Origin of the sequence: Zhongshania sp. (assembly GCF_029212375.1) — a bacterium.
GTDB lineage: Bacteria > Pseudomonadota > Gammaproteobacteria > Pseudomonadales > Spongiibacteraceae > Spongiibacter.
The window spans coordinates 228,326-244,628 of record NZ_JARGNU010000003.1 but is presented as its reverse complement, the minus strand read 5'-3'; the positions used below and the strand labels follow the sequence as shown (position 1 = coordinate 244,628).

The 16,303-nt window shown below is 51.9% G+C and carries 24 protein-coding genes; all 24 read right to left on the bottom strand.

Features of this window, described 5'->3' with window-relative positions; translation table 11 throughout:
- Positions 1–64: 64 nt before the first annotated feature.
- On the bottom strand, positions 65–967 hold the full coding sequence (locus P1U47_RS05335; RefSeq protein WP_301027560.1) for a Mu-like prophage major head subunit gpT family protein: 903 nt from the start codon (positions 965–967) through the stop codon (positions 65–67).
- Between the two features lie 38 nt (positions 968–1,005).
- A complete protein-coding gene (locus P1U47_RS05330; RefSeq protein ID WP_301027559.1) occupies positions 1,006–1,437 on the bottom strand; it encodes a hypothetical protein in 432 nt (143 codons plus the stop codon).
- A 40-nt stretch (positions 1,438–1,477) separates the two neighbouring features.
- Entirely contained in the window at positions 1,478–2,572 is a 1,095-nt protein-coding gene (locus tag P1U47_RS05325; RefSeq protein ID WP_301027558.1) for a phage protease, read from the bottom strand.
- A gap of 318 nt (positions 2,573–2,890) precedes the next feature.
- Positions 2,891–3,352, bottom strand: coding sequence for a phage virion morphogenesis protein (locus tag P1U47_RS05320; RefSeq protein WP_301027557.1), 462 nt, complete (start codon positions 3,350–3,352; stop codon positions 2,891–2,893).
- 205 nt (positions 3,353–3,557) lie between these two features.
- Entirely contained in the window at positions 3,558–4,847 is a 1,290-nt protein-coding gene (locus P1U47_RS05315; protein ID WP_301027556.1) for a phage minor head protein, read from the bottom strand.
- Between the two features lie 28 nt (positions 4,848–4,875).
- Positions 4,876–5,046 carry a hypothetical protein gene (locus tag P1U47_RS05310; protein ID WP_301027555.1) on the bottom strand — a complete coding sequence of 57 codons (171 nt, stop codon included), beginning with the start codon at positions 5,044–5,046 and terminating at the stop codon, positions 4,876–4,878.
- 923 nt (positions 5,047–5,969) lie between these two features.
- Complete coding sequence (locus tag P1U47_RS05305; protein ID WP_301027554.1) at positions 5,970–6,242, bottom strand: hypothetical protein; 273 nt, start codon at positions 6,240–6,242, stop codon at positions 5,970–5,972.
- The gene (locus P1U47_RS05300) at positions 6,226–6,402 is read right to left on the bottom strand and encodes a hypothetical protein (protein ID WP_301027553.1); all 177 of its coding nucleotides are present in this window, start codon (positions 6,400–6,402) and stop codon (positions 6,226–6,228) included. The genes P1U47_RS05305 and P1U47_RS05300 overlap by 17 nt, the downstream gene beginning before the upstream one ends.
- Before the next feature lie 230 nt (positions 6,403–6,632).
- On the bottom strand, positions 6,633–8,219 hold the full coding sequence (locus P1U47_RS05295; protein ID WP_301027552.1) for a DUF935 domain-containing protein: 1,587 nt from the start codon (positions 8,217–8,219) through the stop codon (positions 6,633–6,635).
- Between the two features lie 13 nt (positions 8,220–8,232).
- A complete protein-coding gene (locus P1U47_RS05290) occupies positions 8,233–9,822 on the bottom strand; it encodes a terminase family protein (protein WP_301027551.1) in 1,590 nt (529 codons plus the stop codon).
- A complete protein-coding gene (locus P1U47_RS05285; RefSeq protein WP_301027550.1) occupies positions 9,819–10,394 on the bottom strand; it encodes a DUF3486 family protein in 576 nt (191 codons plus the stop codon). The genes P1U47_RS05290 and P1U47_RS05285 overlap by 4 nt, the downstream gene beginning before the upstream one ends.
- Complete coding sequence (locus tag P1U47_RS05280; RefSeq protein ID WP_301027549.1) at positions 10,394–10,687, bottom strand: ArsR family transcriptional regulator; 294 nt, start codon at positions 10,685–10,687, stop codon at positions 10,394–10,396. The genes P1U47_RS05285 and P1U47_RS05280 overlap by 1 nt, the downstream gene beginning before the upstream one ends.
- On the bottom strand, positions 10,688–11,065 hold the full coding sequence (locus P1U47_RS05275) for a DUF2730 family protein (protein ID WP_301027548.1): 378 nt from the start codon (positions 11,063–11,065) through the stop codon (positions 10,688–10,690).
- A gap of 2 nt (positions 11,066–11,067) precedes the next feature.
- Complete coding sequence (locus P1U47_RS05270; protein WP_301027547.1) at positions 11,068–11,277, bottom strand: TraR/DksA C4-type zinc finger protein; 210 nt, start codon at positions 11,275–11,277, stop codon at positions 11,068–11,070.
- Positions 11,270–11,533 (bottom strand): hypothetical protein, encoded by a 264-nt coding sequence (locus tag P1U47_RS05265; protein ID WP_301027546.1) that lies wholly within the window; start codon positions 11,531–11,533, stop codon positions 11,270–11,272. Before P1U47_RS05265 ends, P1U47_RS05270 begins: the two co-directional genes overlap by 8 nt.
- On the bottom strand, positions 11,533–11,919 hold the full coding sequence (locus P1U47_RS05260) for a hypothetical protein (protein WP_301027545.1): 387 nt from the start codon (positions 11,917–11,919) through the stop codon (positions 11,533–11,535). The genes P1U47_RS05265 and P1U47_RS05260 overlap by 1 nt, the downstream gene beginning before the upstream one ends.
- A complete protein-coding gene (locus P1U47_RS05255) occupies positions 11,913–12,551 on the bottom strand; it encodes a transglycosylase SLT domain-containing protein (protein ID WP_301027544.1) in 639 nt (212 codons plus the stop codon). Before P1U47_RS05255 ends, P1U47_RS05260 begins: the two co-directional genes overlap by 7 nt.
- A complete protein-coding gene (locus P1U47_RS05250; protein WP_301027543.1) occupies positions 12,548–12,850 on the bottom strand; it encodes a putative holin in 303 nt (100 codons plus the stop codon). Before P1U47_RS05250 ends, P1U47_RS05255 begins: the two co-directional genes overlap by 4 nt.
- 505 nt (positions 12,851–13,355) lie before the next feature.
- Entirely contained in the window at positions 13,356–13,883 is a 528-nt protein-coding gene (locus tag P1U47_RS05245; protein ID WP_301027542.1) for a heavy metal-binding domain-containing protein, read from the bottom strand.
- A gap of 72 nt (positions 13,884–13,955) precedes the next feature.
- The gene (locus P1U47_RS05240) at positions 13,956–14,342 is read right to left on the bottom strand and encodes a Mor transcription activator family protein (protein WP_301027541.1); all 387 of its coding nucleotides are present in this window, start codon (positions 14,340–14,342) and stop codon (positions 13,956–13,958) included.
- A complete protein-coding gene (locus P1U47_RS05235; RefSeq protein WP_301027539.1) occupies positions 14,332–14,772 on the bottom strand; it encodes a regulatory protein GemA in 441 nt (146 codons plus the stop codon). The genes P1U47_RS05240 and P1U47_RS05235 overlap by 11 nt, the downstream gene beginning before the upstream one ends.
- A complete protein-coding gene (locus P1U47_RS05230; RefSeq protein ID WP_301027538.1) occupies positions 14,765–15,199 on the bottom strand; it encodes a hypothetical protein in 435 nt (144 codons plus the stop codon). Before P1U47_RS05230 ends, P1U47_RS05235 begins: the two co-directional genes overlap by 8 nt.
- A complete protein-coding gene (locus P1U47_RS05225; protein ID WP_301027537.1) occupies positions 15,189–15,458 on the bottom strand; it encodes a hypothetical protein in 270 nt (89 codons plus the stop codon). The genes P1U47_RS05230 and P1U47_RS05225 overlap by 11 nt, the downstream gene beginning before the upstream one ends.
- Complete coding sequence (locus tag P1U47_RS05220; RefSeq protein WP_301027536.1) at positions 15,455–16,072, bottom strand: DUF3164 family protein; 618 nt, start codon at positions 16,070–16,072, stop codon at positions 15,455–15,457. The genes P1U47_RS05225 and P1U47_RS05220 overlap by 4 nt, the downstream gene beginning before the upstream one ends.
- Positions 16,073–16,303 lie beyond the last annotated feature (231 nt).

Sequence of the window (16,303 nt, the reverse complement as noted above, 5' to 3'; positions counted from 1 at the left end):
GCCCCCACCCGTGCAGGGGCGGATGGGGGCCAAGCTCACCTGGGTAGGTGCGGTCTTATTGGTATTAAGCCGCCGACAACCAAGGGTTTTTAATCAACGTTGAGCTGCCAGCCCATTCGTTGGTTTCACCACCGGTCGCAAGCGTGTTCACAATCACTTTGCGTGCAGAACCTTCAAGGCTGTTCGGAATCATGGTGTGAGTATGCGTTAAGCCCATCGGGCGATCGTAATCGCCGCGCAAGCCTTGCAGGCGGTTACGGGCGGCTTCGTAGTTGGCCGCGTTGAAGGTTTGCTTGCTGCGTACAATCAGCTGCCACAGGCCTGCGCCTACATTCGCACGCGCATCCACGCCAAACATAAACTTGTCCGTCTTGAATACGTCGGCGTCGTTAAGATTGTTGATCGCACGGAAGTCATAGTCGCGCCGGCGTTGGAAGATCAACGGCTTAATTGCGCGGCTCAAGTCCATCACATACCACGCAGGGCCAGCTCCGCCCATGTCGTTAGAAGCGGACGTTTCTTCGCCATCGGCATCCAGTACTAAATGGTCTGTATCAAATAAAGGCTGACCGTCGTAGCAAATCGGGTTACTTTCCAACACTTCTACCGAAAGCTGCACAGGGTGCTTGCGTGTGCTCATGCCCATGTCGCGGTAAAAAGGTTCGTAAAGGCCATACGAATCGTCTTCGATACTGTCCCTTGGCACGGCAATGGTCATTTCAAACTTGCGGTTTTTAATTGAGAAGTCGCCAGATTCCAATCCATGAATCACACGATCACCAATCCATTCACGCATGCTGGGCAACTCCTTCAAGAAGGGGTAGACCTCTTTGCTGGTATTGGACGGCACCACCATGCAGTAGTGCTCGTAGATCATCGCGTCATTTTCTAAGCTGCTAAAGCCCGTTTGAAACGCTGTGTTGTAGCCAGTAAACAAAATTTGAAGGTTGCTAGGAGTTAAATCCATGATTAAAAAATCCTCTCGGGGAAAAAATTAAGCGGCCCTTACAACGCCGCGCCAGAGGTAGGATCAATCATCACCCACACCCCGTTGTCATCTACATGGTCAATGATCCCGGCCACGCTCCGTGTGCTCGTGCCATCCGTGAGCGCCACCGTTTGGTCGTCCACCAAATAGCAAAGCTGGCCCACGTCCGTGAGGGCAATCTCGTCTGCGGCGGCGCTGTTCGCAAACCGAAAGCAGCCGCGCTCAACTTCAATAGTCGCTGCGCCGTTTGCGCCGTTGGTGTTGTCCAGTTCACTGGCAAAACGGCCTAGGGCAATTTTGCCGGTGGCGGTGGTAGCCGGTTCGGCAAAGCCGCTGGCGTTTAATACCGCGATGGCACCAGCAAACGCATGTACAGATGCGGCAATGAGGTAGCCGCGAGCAAGGCCCGCGCGCGACGGGGTGTTGCGATTTTTAGTAGCTGCAGTCACGGTGACGTGCCTCCTGTGTTAATCAGATTTTTACTAACGCTTAAGCGCTAGCAGCTTTGGATTTTTTGAAATCGTCGGGGCTAATCCCCATGTTTTTGCAAACCGCCAGCTCTTCTTTGCTTAGTTCGCCTTGCTGCTCATCGCCTTCAGGTTTTTTGCCTTGGGTCTGGCTAGACTTAAGCGCGGCAATAGAAGGGCTGTCTTTTAAATGGGCTTTCAACACGGCAAGGCCTTGGCCGCGCAACCACTCGGCAGTGGCCTTGCCAGCAATGCGGCCGTCGTCCAAGCCCTCCTTAATAAGACTATCCATTTCAGCGGTGTCGCCACCGGCTTTTAATGCGGCCAATTGAGTCTGGGTTTCATCAAAAACGGCCTTGGGCACAAACTGGCCCATGTCTGGCTGGGTGGCGGTAGCAGCCTTGCCTTTAAGTGCGGCAACGGCTTCTACTGCATTGCTGTTTTCGCCTAAGTCCAAGCCTTCCTTTAAAGCAGCCAACTCGGTAGCACCCGATTTCAGCGCAGCCAGTGCAGTTTCAATATCGGCGTCGGTAGCATCTGCGGCCAAGCCTAGGTTTTTAATTAATTGATCGCGTTTCACTGCGTCTTCCTCTTCGGTTTCGTCAGAATCGCCGGCCATGCGAGCAGCTGCCAGTACAGCAATGGCATCATCTATGGCCGGGGCATTGGTTAGCGCCAAGTGCAACAGGTCGAGAACTTCACCCGTCTTGGCGTTATAGGGAAATACAGGGGAGAGATAGCGGTACTCGTCATCGCCAATCGCTTTAGCGGCAGCGGCATTCCAATCTACGCGGCCGTATAAACCGTCTTCGCGCCACTCTAATGATTTGGCATCTACCCAGCCTGATGCTGGTGCAGGCTTACCATTTTCTTCGGCAAGCAGGGTTTGGTGTTCGTAGTCAATAACGATGTCGGTGCTACGGGTAGCTGCAAGGGCAATGACTTTGCGCGCACTGTCTTCGGTAAGCAGCCAAGGCCCCTTGCCAGACATATCGCCGCGAGGTGCATCAAATGTACCGGCTGGGATAAGACGCTGCATTGGAATACCGGCTTGAACCCGCAGGGCACAAACGGCAACACAAACAGCGTTGGATTTAAGAGCAGCAATTCGTTTCATGCCGCCATCGTCTCAGGACAAGGGGCAGCAAATAAGGTGAAGCACTTCAGCAGTAAGGAGGGGCGCGGGGGAATTTACAAAAGCGCGCTCAGAGTAGCCCAAAGCTGCCAAACTGGCAATTTCAAGTTGCGGCCACAATCGCGTTGTGTGCCAAATTAGCCCCCGCATCGCTACCGTTGCCGCCAGCCACCCTTCAAAAGCGCGTACAAGCAAATTTAAACACCTTTTAAACAGGGTTAGAGTTTAGGGTTGGGGTGTTATGAAGGATTTCAGGCCCAAAACCCCACTTTGGCCAGTGACAATTCACTGAGGCCGCTCTCAGAGGCCCAAATGGCGCTGCAGTATATCGAGCACTTCCTCGCGGTGTGACGGCGACAGACTTGCGTAGGGTCGGGCGGGAATTTTCACCTTGCGATTTTTACCCGCCATACCACCAAAATGGTGGATAGCCGCATAGGGCTTATTACTGGATGCGGCCGCAAACTCGTCGCCGTAGTTTGCACTAAAGCTAGACGCTAAACCGCCGGCAGAATACTGCAGCATTTTACCAGGCCATTTTCCGTCACGCTTGCGCTGATCAATAGTGACCTGAGATAGCGCCTCCCACACGCTGCCGGTTTCTGGGTCGGCTTCTTTATCGAAGGCGTCTTCAATGCTGTCTAACAGCACTTCAGATATGGCCCGCATCGCTGGCCGTGTGTCACCAATCTGCTTGAGCAATTCATTCAACGCAGATTGAATATCGTCTCCAGCGACGGTAATGGAAAAATCGGTACTCATAATCTATACTCACCTTAAGGTTCTGCGGCAAAATCTCGCTGCGAAAGCTGCGCTTAGAGCAATACGCTCAACGCGTATCCAGTGCCTGGCTGGATCAGGTTCCGTTCCGGGGTGGCGAGTCCGGGCGCAGAACACAGGGGCTACCAGGCGCAGCCCCAACTTTTACCACTTACCACACCAGATTTACCACTTAGCACCCCAGACTTTACCGTTTATCCAGTACCACTTTGCCACGACCACCGGCTGCAGCCACTTCTTTGGCGCTACTATTCCTAAAGCTTTGCAAATACAACTTGCCGCCGCCCGTGGCCTTAACCACAGCCGCGTAGTAGCGATCGCCTTTGCGATAAAACATCAAATGTTTGGCCTTGTCCTCAACCACCAAAATCGCATTCTGCAAGGTCGGCTGCACCTGCAAGTAAGCTGTAAGGCCCAAGGCGTCTTTGCGATTAATGAGCTGCTTGCTCAGGGTGTCGTCACTCAGCCACACGGTTTGCCGAGTGGCTCCAATCGCAGCGGTGTAATCGTCTTTAAGCACCGCGACCGGAAACTCAGCGCCACCCAACTTAGGACGCAGCTGTACACGCAATGCCGCGTCGGTCGCTTCTGGCGATGCCCTGCGCGCCTCTGCTACTAAGCCATCCAACCTGCCATAAAATTGTTTAAACGGCGGGCCGGTAAGTACACCTTCAGCGTATTGCTTGGCGGTGGCGTAGGGGTAGTTATCTAAATCTGGCTGCCAATGGGCTGCGCCTGGGTTATAGCTCCAGCCCGCGCCTGGCTTAAATGTATCGCCACCGCCCAGATCAAAGCCAGTGACCGGCTGCACTTCGCCGGTGCGTTTGCTAACCAGCTCCATTGATTCGCGCAGCTTACCGTCGGATATTTCTACAGTGAGGCCCATTGCTTCAACCTGCTTGGCGGTAAGCGCCCGCACTCGGCAACGGCAACCCCAATCATTGGGCGGATACATACTTTGCCAGATTGGATCGTCCCAACGAAAAACCCGCTTATGCATTGCGCGGTGCTTGGCGCGGGTAGCCCCATCATCAATAGCAATGTACTGCCAGTACGGCCGCTCGCTGGCATTTTCTACCATGCCTTTCCAGCGGCCGCCCATGTAAGCGGTTTGCAGGTTAGTGCCGTAAATGGTTTTTAGCCGACGCACACTGCCTAGCTGCACCTGCTCGGCCACACCTTTTGAATCGACCACGATCTGCTTACCCCACCAGCCCTTATTGCGCAGGGTGGGTTCAAGGTCTTTTTTGAAATCGGCAAAGGTAGTGCCGTTGGCAATGGCGCCGTCGACCGCACCGCGAATATCCTTCAGCACATCTAGCCGCGCCACCTTGGCCACGGTGAATGCTTTGGCGTTTGCCTCTTGATAGGTGTCATACCAGTTCCACGAGATGCGATGGCCCTTGCTGCGGAAGTACTCCACGGCTTTGGCGGGGGCGAGGGTGAAGGCGTAGCCTAGGTCTACTGATTCAGGCATTTGGTGTTAGTCATAGTGTCAAACTGCTTCAATCGTCTAAATCTACAATTCTAAAACAGTCGCCAAGCTCGTCGGCATTATCCCAGCTCCAAGCATCTGCTTCGCCAACGCTATCAAAAACCCTATTGTCGTCGTTATCGTCTTTAACAATAAATGCAGTTTTACCAATGCCGCAGCATCCTAAAATAATTACACTCATTTCATACAATCCTCTTCGAGTTCTGTCGTTCCGCGCACTTGCTCTCCTGAGACATATTTGTGCAGATTAATAGAGATGCCGTATATTTTGATCATTTACTATCCGGGAATTCTTTTCTTGCTTGCGATAACACTTGCATTGCGCGAGACCTAAGGCTCGCGAATGGCGGCGTTACACGTCACCATCACTACTGCACTTCGCGGCTAGATCAACAAGCCATTTAGCAAAAGCCGGTGGCGTATGCTCCCTAAGTTTGTGTGGCATTTGTGGCCGCCGCCGGCACTTGTGACTGTACGTCTGTACGTGCGTTGCTTCGCCAAGGCGAATTGGTATTGCTGGCACATCATTTTGCTTGCAGCCCACTATATAAAGTCGCGTCATTTTTTCAGCTAAATGCCCCCACCAGTGCTGGCTAACAACTAACGTCCATCCGCCAAATTCGTCAACTTGCCCCGGCTCTGGCAATTTTGCGACCGGCCACAGGCTGGATTTATTCGGGTGTTCCAACACACCACCACAACGCCTAACTGTTTTTATAGCCCATATAGCCAAATCTTTTTCGCCTGGCCTAGGCTTCGCAAAATGTCTAAGCTGGCTCCACGCACGGCAGGGCGGGTGAGCAATCACGCTATCGTTGCCGCAATAGTTCAGCGCGTTGCGCTTAATGTCCCATACATCACACTCATCAAAGTTTTTATAATTACTCTGCTCGTGTGCAAATAATACAGCTACCATAAATCATCCAAAGTTACGTGTAACAACGGGCTATAGTTGCTCCCGTTGGTCGCTCAGACGCACTACGTGCGCTGCTAAGCCAAAGGTTAAGCTAGGGGCTATATTTGCTGCGCTTTAGCATTAACTGCTATCCACATCACACGCAGCTGATCTTTACTTAACCGATCAACTTTAATTTCCACGCTATATTACTCCGCAGCCTCATTGCTCTTAATCAAACGTTCTGCCGCAACCTGATCAATAAGGTTTTTAAGCAATGACATCACCGCCTGGGCGTCATCACCTTTCATGGGCATCGACACTGTAAGCTTATGTTCGTCACGCTTTGAGATTTCCCGTTTAGCGCTCCATTCTTCATACCAGCGCCCCCAACCAAAACCGGCAACAAATACAACGGCAATTAAAATCCAGACACTCATATCCATTGCAGCACCCGTTTCCGCATTACTTTGGTATTTCATCAACACTTAAAAACTTAGTGTCGTAAACATAGAAGCTCTGTTCTTGCCCGTCTTCCAAATATGATTCTGTCTTTTCATCAGAGTCACGATCGCCCTCAATTACGCGTACCTTTGTTGTGCTGCTGTCACAATGGGCGCTTACCGTTACAGTTGTAGTCATTACAATTCTCTCCATGCCGTCAAGGGTGGCATATGCCCATAAATTTAACGGCTAATACTCTTCTATACCCACGCAAGGCTTTAATCCGGCGTTCTTCGCCGCCTCACTTGAGTTATATAAAACAGGTATCATCGGCTCGCCGAGCTTGGCGCTTTTAGGTAACTTTTGAAGCTCAGTGACTAGCTGCCCAACCGTTCTGCACCGTTTGAATTTTTCGTTAATTTGATTCTTCATGCGTTCAATCGCCCCCAGGTTTCCACCACAAAAAATAGCCGCGTCAGCATGTCTTCTATGCCGCTTACATCTAAATCAGGATAAAGGTCGCTCAGGTCATCTTGGATAGCATCGTAATTATCACCCGCTTGTATGCGATCCATAATCGGCTTGAGTAGGGATTCTGCTTGGCCTTGTTGAGTCGCCGGATTAATCGCGTTTAACACATCATCTAACGCCGATTGAGGGCTGTTTGAAGGCCCTTTAAGTGCAGCAAGGGCAATGCGTAAGGCGGCGTCTTGTGGCGGTAGTTCCGACGGTGTTGTTGGTGTTGTTGGTGTCGGCACTGTCGGGGCAAGGGTAAGCACTTCATCATTCTCACCGGCTTCTGGAATCCCGGACTTCTCGTGAAACCACCACATAGGTATACGCGCACCCATCTCAACAAACTTAGGCAAGGATTCCGACAGCACGGCAAAGTCTTCGGTCTCACCCATATCCAGTTTGAACTGCGGAGCACGGCGCAAGTCTGCTATGCCAAAGTTCATTGCGGCCATTGGCCACAGCATGTCACGCTTGATTGTGCTGGCGTATTGACGAATATCGGAACGGATTAAACTGTCTAGAGCACGTTCATGCACATTACCCAGCGCGTTGGTATTCGTGCCTTCGCCTGTACCGGAGGTGAGTGTACCGCCCAGCACCACTTTCGCCTTAGCCTGCTGACACCAATCCATCATCACCTTGAACATATCCGACTTGCCGTCGGCGGCTTCTTTAAAATCGATTTCCATGCCTTGGGGAATGATGCCAGCAGCATTGCTGCCAAGGCTTGTCACAGCTCGGAGTAAGGTCAGCTTCTCTTTGTCTGATGCGTTGCGAGGGTATGTGCCCACACGAGCGGGTATGCCGTAAATCTCAAGTAGTTGGGCTAGGTCACCCAGTGCGTAGTTTTGGAACAGGTATGGCCACGCCAACATACGACACAGGCCCGATCGCGCAATGTAACCAGGCTTGGCTTTATGGCGGTGTTGCACCCAGCCTAGTGGCCACAGCTCGGCACCGTTCTGACTGTTGTCCCGCAGGGTAATGCTGTTCTGATTTTCTGAGTGCAAACGAAACCAACCGTGGGGCCGAAGCTCAGGCTGTTCGATAAATCGCATAGCGCCATCACGCGCCCACGTTTGCTCCAGGTTTGCCCAGCCATGTCCAAGGGCTGCGCCCATATCAATGATTAGGTCTTCAACCTCCAGCCCATCAAAGACTTCGGCGGCTTGCTCAGCTGCTTTCTTTTCGGCGCGACTTGCATTGTCTGGCGGCACAATCTGCCACTCTAACTCTGCGGCCAGTTGCCGACGCTTGGCGAGGTCACTGCCGATCTGTGGGTCTTTCTCTTCCATATCTTCAAAGAGTTCAGACTGCGCTTTAAGATCGCCTTTTTCCGCACCCTCAAGGATCTGGTACAGGCGCGCTGGTGTTAACCCCTTGGTTGGGTGTTCGGCAAATTCGCGATGCAACTGTGCACTGAGTGCGGTACCGGCAGTTTGCTCCTCGGTAAGCGCTGGCGATTTTGTATCAATTTTTTGCTTTTTCTTTTTGGCCATGTGAGATTCCTTGTTACCACGCACCCGTAATGTTCAGACCAGGATCGAAGTCGATGTCGTCGTCATCGTCTTGTTTGGCTGAGCCATGCCAGTTGTTTGCGGCTCTGGGTACAGATGTAAAATCAATCGCCACCACATCCATTAAGCTGGCGAAGTACGCCATTGCTATCGCGATTGCGGCATCGCCGTGACGCTTCTTGTCATCGCCGGTTTTGGCATCAGGTAGTTTGGGTATGCCCTTAATGACTTGCAGGGCCCGAAGGTCATCGAGCACGTCGCGATCTTTGGGAATAAGTATCTCGTCATCTTCAAATGCAGCCTTGAGCTTAGGCATATTGTCGAGGTACCAAGACTGGCTGAGCATAACGGCGTCAATGATGCCGGCACCGTATTCGTCTACAGCCGTTTCTGCGAGATACTGGCCATTACCACGCGCATCAAAAGCACCCGCCTGAAACTTTGGCAGGCGATCGATGATGTACTTCATGATTTGCTCTTGCTGCTTAAACGGTACATTGCGCAATTCAACTAAGAATGGCACTACACGCTTTAGCTCTTGAGTAATTGCCATTGGCGCAAACACAGTAAAGTCGCCAGTACGTGCAAAGTCTTCACCAAAGCAATGCGGGGTGTTCGGGTGGAGCGTATTGAGAATGGGGAGCAGCTTGCTTACACACCAATCCTGAATCTCGGCATAGCGAATTTTTTCAGGTCGAGCATTAAACTCGGCAGTGCCTTCATAGCGGAAGATGGGCGCAGGTGCCATCCGCGACTCAATCAATGCCCGTGATAGATACGCACCGCCGCCAGACTTGGGCACGCAGTAATATTCTTCTTGGGCGTCTTCGCTCGTGGCCGTGTTTTTAATCAGACCGGCAACCCACGCCGCTTCGTTTTCTGCCGACCATTCTTTTTTAGTGATCTGACAAATTCGTTTATACAAACCCTGCTGACAAGCATCATCTAAGGTTATACGGTGAACGCTGTAGTCTTTTTTACCAGCGCGGCTATCGTTGATGATTTCGTTAAAGAGGTTTTCAACACCATTATGAGTACTGATTAAACGGACTTTACTACCCCACATTGTGAGTGCCAGCGCGGCCTTGAGTACTTCAGCGAGCTGCTCGTGAAACGCAGCCTCATCGATAGTGACATTACCTTGCATACCACGCAGGTTTGACGGCCGCGAGCTAAGTGCTTGCACCTTAAAGCCACTGGCAAAGTTAACGACAAAGGTAAGAATGTCTTTGTCTTCGTCGATCAGGATCTCTTCTTCAATCTCACCAGCCGCTTGATCAAACAGCTTGGCCCACATCGCCACGGCGTCGATAAACTCGCGGGCCATCTCTTTATTCGAACCAACATAGAAATGATTGCAACCACCGGCAGCACGCGATGCGCCAGCGCACAATGTTCCGTCGGCCGCTTCGGCCCATGTCAATCCAGTACGGCGTGACTTCTCAGCAAGCTTGAGCTGTGAGTCATCGGCAACCCAGTCGCGCTGATATTGCAAAAGGACTTCGTTTGGGTCGAAGTCCTTATACCAGTTTGGGTCGTTGACGGTGCCGCCGCCAAGGACTTTGCCAATGCCTACGTCGTTCATTTATCGGCAATCCCCAGAATCTTATTCTTGATGGTCTGCACTGCCTCAGCACTTAAGCCAGCTTCTTTGGCAACAGATTCGGTTTCAGCCGCCACTTCTTCGGCAAAGGCCTTGCGAATTTCCTTCTCGGTTTTAATGTTTTCGCTTAGGCTTTTCTCAAGCCGCATAGAGGTAAGCGATAGATTCTTGATCTGGTCAATTACGCCCGGCAAGGTGTCTTCGTTAAGATCGCTGGACATCACCTTTTCGGTCAATTCAAACGCAAGGGTGCGCAACATCTCATTCAGCAAGCGACCCATCTTGCCTTCTGGCTCGGTGCCTAAGCGCGCTATCCACATCTCGGACACTTGCCGAGACTGCCGCATACGTTCGCCCACTTCGTTCATCCGCACGGCATAGCGGTTAACCGACGATTTACTTACGCGCTCGGCGTGCCCTTGCTCTGCCAATATGACATTGATACGGCGAGTGGCATCTAGCTGGTTTACTCGCGGATCACGTAGCAACGCTTGCAGCTTTTCAAGAATGTCTGCGGGCAGCTGCTCTATTGAGCTAGAACGATTGCGCGACATTAGCGTGGCCCTGGACGTTTAATGCCAGGCACTCGGGCACGACCAAGGGCAATATCTTCGCCCCGCGATGTAAGCGTGACCACAATCAAGCCGTCGTGATCTTCTAGTTTCACTGCGCCTTGTTCTTGTAGCCAGTAGAGTTCCGTGCGCAGTAAATCACGACTTATGTTGTGGCCGGCCGCACCCAGTGCCATTCTCACAACGTCTTCGTTATGCGAGTAATCTGGGTCACACTCCAGCGCTTGGAGCACTCGTAAGCGAACGTCTGTCGCTACTAATTCGGCGTAACTCATTTACCGCTCCTTTTTGTTAATCAGGAATTCATTAATCAAATTTAGGGTGCGGTTTATACCGCTTAACTCGCCCTGCACTTGGTTCATTGTGTTGGCAACACCGTTGACCTTTTCATGCAGTGCAGCAAGTTCGTCGTGGCTGGGCAGGTGCGATAGGTCTTTTTCAACGCTGTGAACTCGACGCTCTATAACATTGACCCGCTTATCAAACGCACTGGCTACTTTCTCGATATGTGCATCCACTTCTTCAATCGATTTTTTGGTGGCTCTTGATCGATTCGTCCACCAAACATAAATGGCCACGCCGGCCATAAAGATCGTTTGCGCCAGATCAAATCCAAAGCGCGTTGCATCCCAATTCACATCACTTAAATTCATTGCTATCGCAGCCTTTCGTTAATTTGTTGGCACTCAACACAAAACACGGTTTTCACCGCAGCTTGGCGCTCTGGCGGTATCGGCCCACCGCAGTCCTCGCAGGTGTCGCCACCTTCAATTTGGCTGGCCATTTTTTGTCTATGCTTAGCCAAGGCATTCTCGCGTTCGCGATCGGCGAACTGTGCAGCTCTCTCAAAGTCGCTTTCATTCACAGTGCTGCGCTACCCATGTATCAACTGCCTGTACGCGATCCCAGCCACTTACCGCGTAGTAATAAAGTTGGTTTATGTAATCAGCCACGTCGCGCTGGGTATAGTTACCGGTTGGCGTTGCCGGCATGACCGATTGCACCAATAATCCAGCGGGTACTTGGCAATAAATCGGCACCGGCAACACATCGGGTTGTTGCGCGGCGCAACCGGCTAAGATCAATAAGATCAAAATGCAGAGCAGTGTTAGCTTGAGCATTACGGCAAGCTCTCTAGCGTTTGGCGCAGCACCGCGGCAACAGGGCCGTCATCTTCTGGTGGTGCTTGACGTATTTGCAGGGCGGTGGCCTGAAAGGTTTTATTGCGCTCATCAAGATCAAGCTGCAGCTGGCGTACTGCGTCATTAGCAGACCGCTGCAGTGCAGCTAACTTATCGCCGCGCACACGGTAGGCCAGCGCCAAGCTTCGCCATCGCTCCAACTCTGCGGTTGCCTCATTCAAGCGCTCGTCTCGATCTGCCACTAAGCTTTGCAGGTTGCCAGTACGCCATCCGTGATAGATCACACCACCCAAAGCCAGCAACACGGCCAATGCCGTGCCATTACCCAATAGCTTAAACAGCCAACCACCAAACACTCTTAACACAAGGGCGCTCCCTGCCAGCCAGCGGAGAGATAGCGCTCAGTCAGTTCATTCAAAATACGATTAACGTAGTGACGGTTTTCTTTAAAGGCGGGCGCTGAACGAGCGGAGTACTTCTCCACCGAACCAAACCAAGCGTCGGGACAATGACCGGCGTTCTCAGCGTGCCGCCGGTCGCGCGTTATCCACCCTGGGCCACCGTTGTAGCCGCTCAAGGTAAAGGCCCACTTGTCACAGTCAGGAATATCACGCGCGTGCCAGGGTTTCACACGGGCCAATATATGCAGGTCATAACGCACCATCGCCCGCATTGCCCAGCCGGGAGAGTACGGGGTGGCATTGCCGAGATCGGGATAAATTTCAGAAATCCATTTGGCGGTGGCGGGGGTAAACTGGGTAAGGCCTTCGGCATACGGACTTTTAGCATCAGAACGCCAAGAACTTTCTTGATGGATTTGCGCCGCAAATAATGCGACAGGGGCAGTAAGCCCCATCTCTTGCTGAGCAATGCGGGTAAGGTCGCGCCGGTAATGATCTGCGCGGGCAGGCACCTCAGCATACGCTGACAAACACGCAAGCAAGCCCGCTAAAACAAGCACCACCAGTGCGGCATTAAAGATCCGCGCCCAGCTCATACGCCCAGCCCTAAGGCGAGAATGGAGGCAGCAATAATTAGTGCGCGACGAATCATACTCGCGGCAAAGGCATCAGGCTGCACAGCAGAGCGGTGTTCAAGGAACGCATGGGGCCGACAGTAATGAAAAATACTGCGGTCTATCCAATAGCCCAAATACGCACCTAGCGACAGCTTACTCAATGACCACGCCAATACGCCCAACTGATATGGCGCCACAAAGGCAACAATGCCCGTAAAAACCAAAGCCAAAAGCAGCCACGGCCAGATGCGCAGTTTGTCGGTTACATGATTAAACACCTCAAGTCTCCAGTCGTTGAATATACGATGTAGACTTGAGATTAAGGTGTTAGGTGGGAGTGGATCAGGTGAAGGGCTTCAGCGGAGAGGGGTTTTTCTTGGAATGATTTGCATAGTAGCGGGGATTGAGTGAGCCGTAAAGCGCCCTATCTCTCGCTAGGCAACGTGCCTTTCAGGGGTGTTATGCCGGAGGAAAAACGCACTCAATTTCATCTGCAGAAAACGGGTAATTGCAGGCAATGTTTCGACACTCCTGCTTTGATAGCCTGGGTGGCTCTCCCAAACCCCTCCACGCCATCATTAGTTGCATTGCATCTTCGCCAAATAGTCGTATTGCAAGCGTCAATTTTTCCCTAGCGCTACTCTCTCCTTCTGACATCTTTGGCAAAACAACAGCTTCATTACGAATCTGGAGGTTGCTATTTCTCTCGACATTGTTAGCTTCGGTTGCCATTTTCTCAGTTTCCAATTCCGTTGGGACGCAGGGAGCTATTACAACCACGGGTTAACGAGGCAATAACGTGACAGCTGTACCTATTGCCGAAACAACAATCACACCGTTGTCTGTGGCGCCACTGAATTCTGCAATTTGAATCTCGGTACCCACCACCGCATCGGCACCAATTGTGGCAGCGCTGTGCCGCAATGATTCAAGGGCTTCTGCGCGGCACTTAGCCAGGTGCCCCTCAGTGCCATAGCTTTTGCCAGACCCGACAAAGGCTCTGCCGATACTGCCGAACATTTCATTTAGGGAGCTGAAGGCATAGGTGCTGTGGGTGGCGACAATATCAATGACCTGCTCAATTTCGCGCCCTGGCACGGTTGGCGTGGTGGTTACAACCAGATGCTGCTTACGCATCTGCAGCTGCTCAGCACTAGCTGGCGAATTGACGAACCGCTGCTTTACATCGACACCGGCCTTAATGGCCTTTTCGAGTTTCTCATACACACCCTGACAGTTTGGGCACTGCCACTCAGGTGCGGTTTCATACTCTGTGCGTTTGTAATCACACTTAGGGCAGACTTTGGTCATTTTTCCTCCTGAAACTATCTGACGCTTGCAACAACATTCCGTAGCATTGCTTAACAACGAATGCCCCATGTCTTATATCAAACTCTGCTGCAGCGACACTTCTGGTTCACCTGCCGCAAGTATGGCGTATATCTGCCGTTCTGTTAAACCATGTTTTATTGCTAGCGCTTTAGTGCTTGCGCCGCCGTGACGTTGCTGCCGAATAGCCGCGTCTCGCATAGCCCTGATCGCCGCCACACAGCGCGGTAAAATTATCTGGTCACCACCAAAATGTTCAGCGAGAGCGTAGGCGTGTTTGTGCCCTAGTAAGGCAACAATCGGGTGGTCTGGTGTCATGCGTTCCGGCACGTATAAGCGCGTGCCGCCGAGGTGTTCTACCAAGCGTAAAGCCGCATCGATGCCAATTGCATCAATCACGTCATGTAAGCTGCTGGGCAGCTGCTCGGGATCAAGCTTCACTCGGCCTCCGATTGTTGCGCTTCTTATGGTAGTACAGCGCGGCAACGATGCTTCTGAGCTGATCTGGCTTGCACCACACCAACTTCTCTACTTTGCACATGCGTTTAGCGAGTGCGTCACCGTAGGCCTCGTCACATCCAGCTTCATGTAGTTGGGCGCGCACTTTGGCTATTTGCGCAGCGCTAGCTTTAGACGGTTTAGGGCGGTACGTTGGCGATTCAAAACCAAGACGCTGCATGTGATCCAACACCGCAGCGCGGCCGCTGGCATCCAGTTGTGCAGCGCTACGCACACGACCAACGGCCCACAGCATAGATCGGTAAGGGCTGTCTGGGTCTTTGTCTTTGGTATCCAGACCGAGCCTATTCGCGCCCATGTGGATTTTGGCCAGCTCAATGCCGCGACGGTCGCGCGTGGGTTTGTTAACCATTGGCTTTCACCGGATCGGCCACTAATGCTAGGCCGTCGATCTTTTTGAATTGGCGAACTAGGCTGGCAGCGGTTGAGAAATCAGGCATCCACATCACAATGGCTTTATCGAGATCGGGGAACATCTCTTTTGTCCGTCGCACACCGAGGCTCTTTTTTATTCGAGCCTTTTTTGCAGGTGAATACAATGCTCTGCTACGTTTTCGCCAGACCTGCTTAACGATAGGATCGTACACAGGATCTTTGTTGCCGGTCATCCACAAGCCTTTCCACGAGCCGTCAATGTACACGACCAAGACAAACTTATTCTCTTTTAAGCGTTCTTTATGAACTGCTATTTCATGGCCGCTTAACGTGAATTTAACGTGCACGTAATATCCCTTTAATCGCTCTTCAAGCTCGGCCCATTGCGCTTTGCTAATGCTCATTGCTGCTTGCCTCCCACACTAATCGACAGTCGGTGTCGTAGTAGTACTCGTTAAAATATTTATCGTTGCGCGTTCGCAGGGCGGCATCTGGGAACACCCGCTGCAACTGGTCGCTATAACGCAGCTGAACGGTTACTAAATGCTCAGTGGCGGTTAGCTTTTCAACCTTGATACCCGCTTTATTAATCCGCACATATAGCGACTGAATGATTTGATACAGTCGCATCGATATGGCGATATTGTGTTCGCCCGCACTCATAGCGCTGCAATATCCAATGCTAACGGCCGGTACTGATCGCTAGTGCCAACGCGCTTGTAAATCCGTACATAAGCAGTGGCACCAACCGACTGAATAGAATCCTTTAGCGCCTCCATGCCGCGCTTCCAGCCGTCGTCTTGAATATCTAGGCGCAACAACTCAAGCACCGCTGCGGTTTTAATCTGCCCTTGGCCGTTAGTGCGAAAGGCGCGATCTACTAGCACTTTGATGTTGGCATTGGCGCCTTCGCTCCAGCGCACTATGCAGTCATTGATTAACTCGCGGGCCGCTTCCAGTTCCTCGGTAAAGGCAATGCGTTCAGCATAAGTACGGGTCACTTTGTACTGACCGTCGTAGGTACACAGGCTAACGTTGCCTTTTTTGCCGCCAATCTTAACTTGGTATTTGTCGGCAGCAATGGCGACCATATCGGCAATGTCTGCTAAGGCCTTTTCTTTAAACGCCTTGATTCGGTCGTGTAGCTCTTCGGCTTCCATTGCCAAACTGCGGGCCACATCGTCGCGCAATTTGTCATGCTCGCGGATCTGCTCAGTCGGTACTAAGTGGCCAGCTGAGTTACGGGCATAGCCTTCGGGTATGGTGTCAGTGTTCATGGTTTTCTCCAGCGTTAAATGTAGGCCGCATTCGGCGGTGGTAACTTTGAGTTTTAGGCATTGGCATCAAACCCGCTTTTCGCAACTCTGCGGCTCTTTGCATTACGGTGTGTATGGTTCTACCTAAAGCAAAACTCACTTGTTCCGGTCCGAGCTTTTCGTAGTACTCGATCAAATATTTCTGATCTGTAGTAGTCCAAGGTTGGCCATGCTTGTGGTGATACTCAGGGT

What these genes read in the sequence shown, in the direction of transcription:
- P1U47_RS05335 (WP_301027560.1), bottom strand. Translation starts at nt 967, where the DNA reads ATGGATTTAACTCCTAGCAACCTTCAAATTTTGTTTACTGGCTACAAC.
- P1U47_RS05325 (WP_301027558.1), bottom strand. Translation starts at nt 2,572, where the DNA reads ATGAAACGAATTGCTGCTCTTAAATCCAACGCTGTTTGTGTTGCCGTT.
- P1U47_RS05320 (WP_301027557.1), bottom strand. Translation starts at nt 3,352, where the DNA reads ATGAGTACCGATTTTTCCATTACCGTCGCTGGAGACGATATTCAATCT.
- P1U47_RS05315 (WP_301027556.1), bottom strand. Translation starts at nt 4,847, where the DNA reads ATGCCTGAATCAGTAGACCTAGGCTACGCCTTCACCCTCGCCCCCGCC.
- P1U47_RS05310 (WP_301027555.1), bottom strand. Translation starts at nt 5,046, where the DNA reads ATGAGTGTAATTATTTTAGGATGCTGCGGCATTGGTAAAACTGCATTT.
- P1U47_RS05305 (WP_301027554.1), bottom strand. Translation starts at nt 6,242, where the DNA reads ATGAAATACCAAAGTAATGCGGAAACGGGTGCTGCAATGGATATGAGT.
- P1U47_RS05300 (WP_301027553.1), bottom strand. Translation starts at nt 6,402, where the DNA reads ATGACTACAACTGTAACGGTAAGCGCCCATTGTGACAGCAGCACAACA.
- P1U47_RS05295 (WP_301027552.1), bottom strand. Translation starts at nt 8,219, where the DNA reads ATGGCCAAAAAGAAAAAGCAAAAAATTGATACAAAATCGCCAGCGCTT.
- P1U47_RS05290 (WP_301027551.1), bottom strand. Translation starts at nt 9,822, where the DNA reads ATGAACGACGTAGGCATTGGCAAAGTCCTTGGCGGCGGCACCGTCAAC.
- P1U47_RS05285 (WP_301027550.1), bottom strand. Translation starts at nt 10,394, where the DNA reads ATGTCGCGCAATCGTTCTAGCTCAATAGAGCAGCTGCCCGCAGACATT.
- P1U47_RS05280 (WP_301027549.1), bottom strand. Translation starts at nt 10,687, where the DNA reads ATGAGTTACGCCGAATTAGTAGCGACAGACGTTCGCTTACGAGTGCTC.
- P1U47_RS05275 (WP_301027548.1), bottom strand. Translation starts at nt 11,065, where the DNA reads ATGAATTTAAGTGATGTGAATTGGGATGCAACGCGCTTTGGATTTGAT.
- P1U47_RS05265 (WP_301027546.1), bottom strand. Translation starts at nt 11,533, where the DNA reads ATGCTCAAGCTAACACTGCTCTGCATTTTGATCTTATTGATCTTAGCC.
- P1U47_RS05255 (WP_301027544.1), bottom strand. Translation starts at nt 12,551, where the DNA reads ATGAGCTGGGCGCGGATCTTTAATGCCGCACTGGTGGTGCTTGTTTTA.
- P1U47_RS05245 (WP_301027542.1), bottom strand. Translation starts at nt 13,883, where the DNA reads ATGACCAAAGTCTGCCCTAAGTGTGATTACAAACGCACAGAGTATGAA.
- P1U47_RS05235 (WP_301027539.1), bottom strand. Translation starts at nt 14,772, where the DNA reads ATGGTTAACAAACCCACGCGCGACCGTCGCGGCATTGAGCTGGCCAAA.
- P1U47_RS05230 (WP_301027538.1), bottom strand. Translation starts at nt 15,199, where the DNA reads ATGAGCATTAGCAAAGCGCAATGGGCCGAGCTTGAAGAGCGATTAAAG.
- P1U47_RS05225 (WP_301027537.1), bottom strand. Translation starts at nt 15,458, where the DNA reads ATGAGTGCGGGCGAACACAATATCGCCATATCGATGCGACTGTATCAA.
- P1U47_RS05220 (WP_301027536.1), bottom strand. Translation starts at nt 16,072, where the DNA reads ATGAACACTGACACCATACCCGAAGGCTATGCCCGTAACTCAGCTGGC.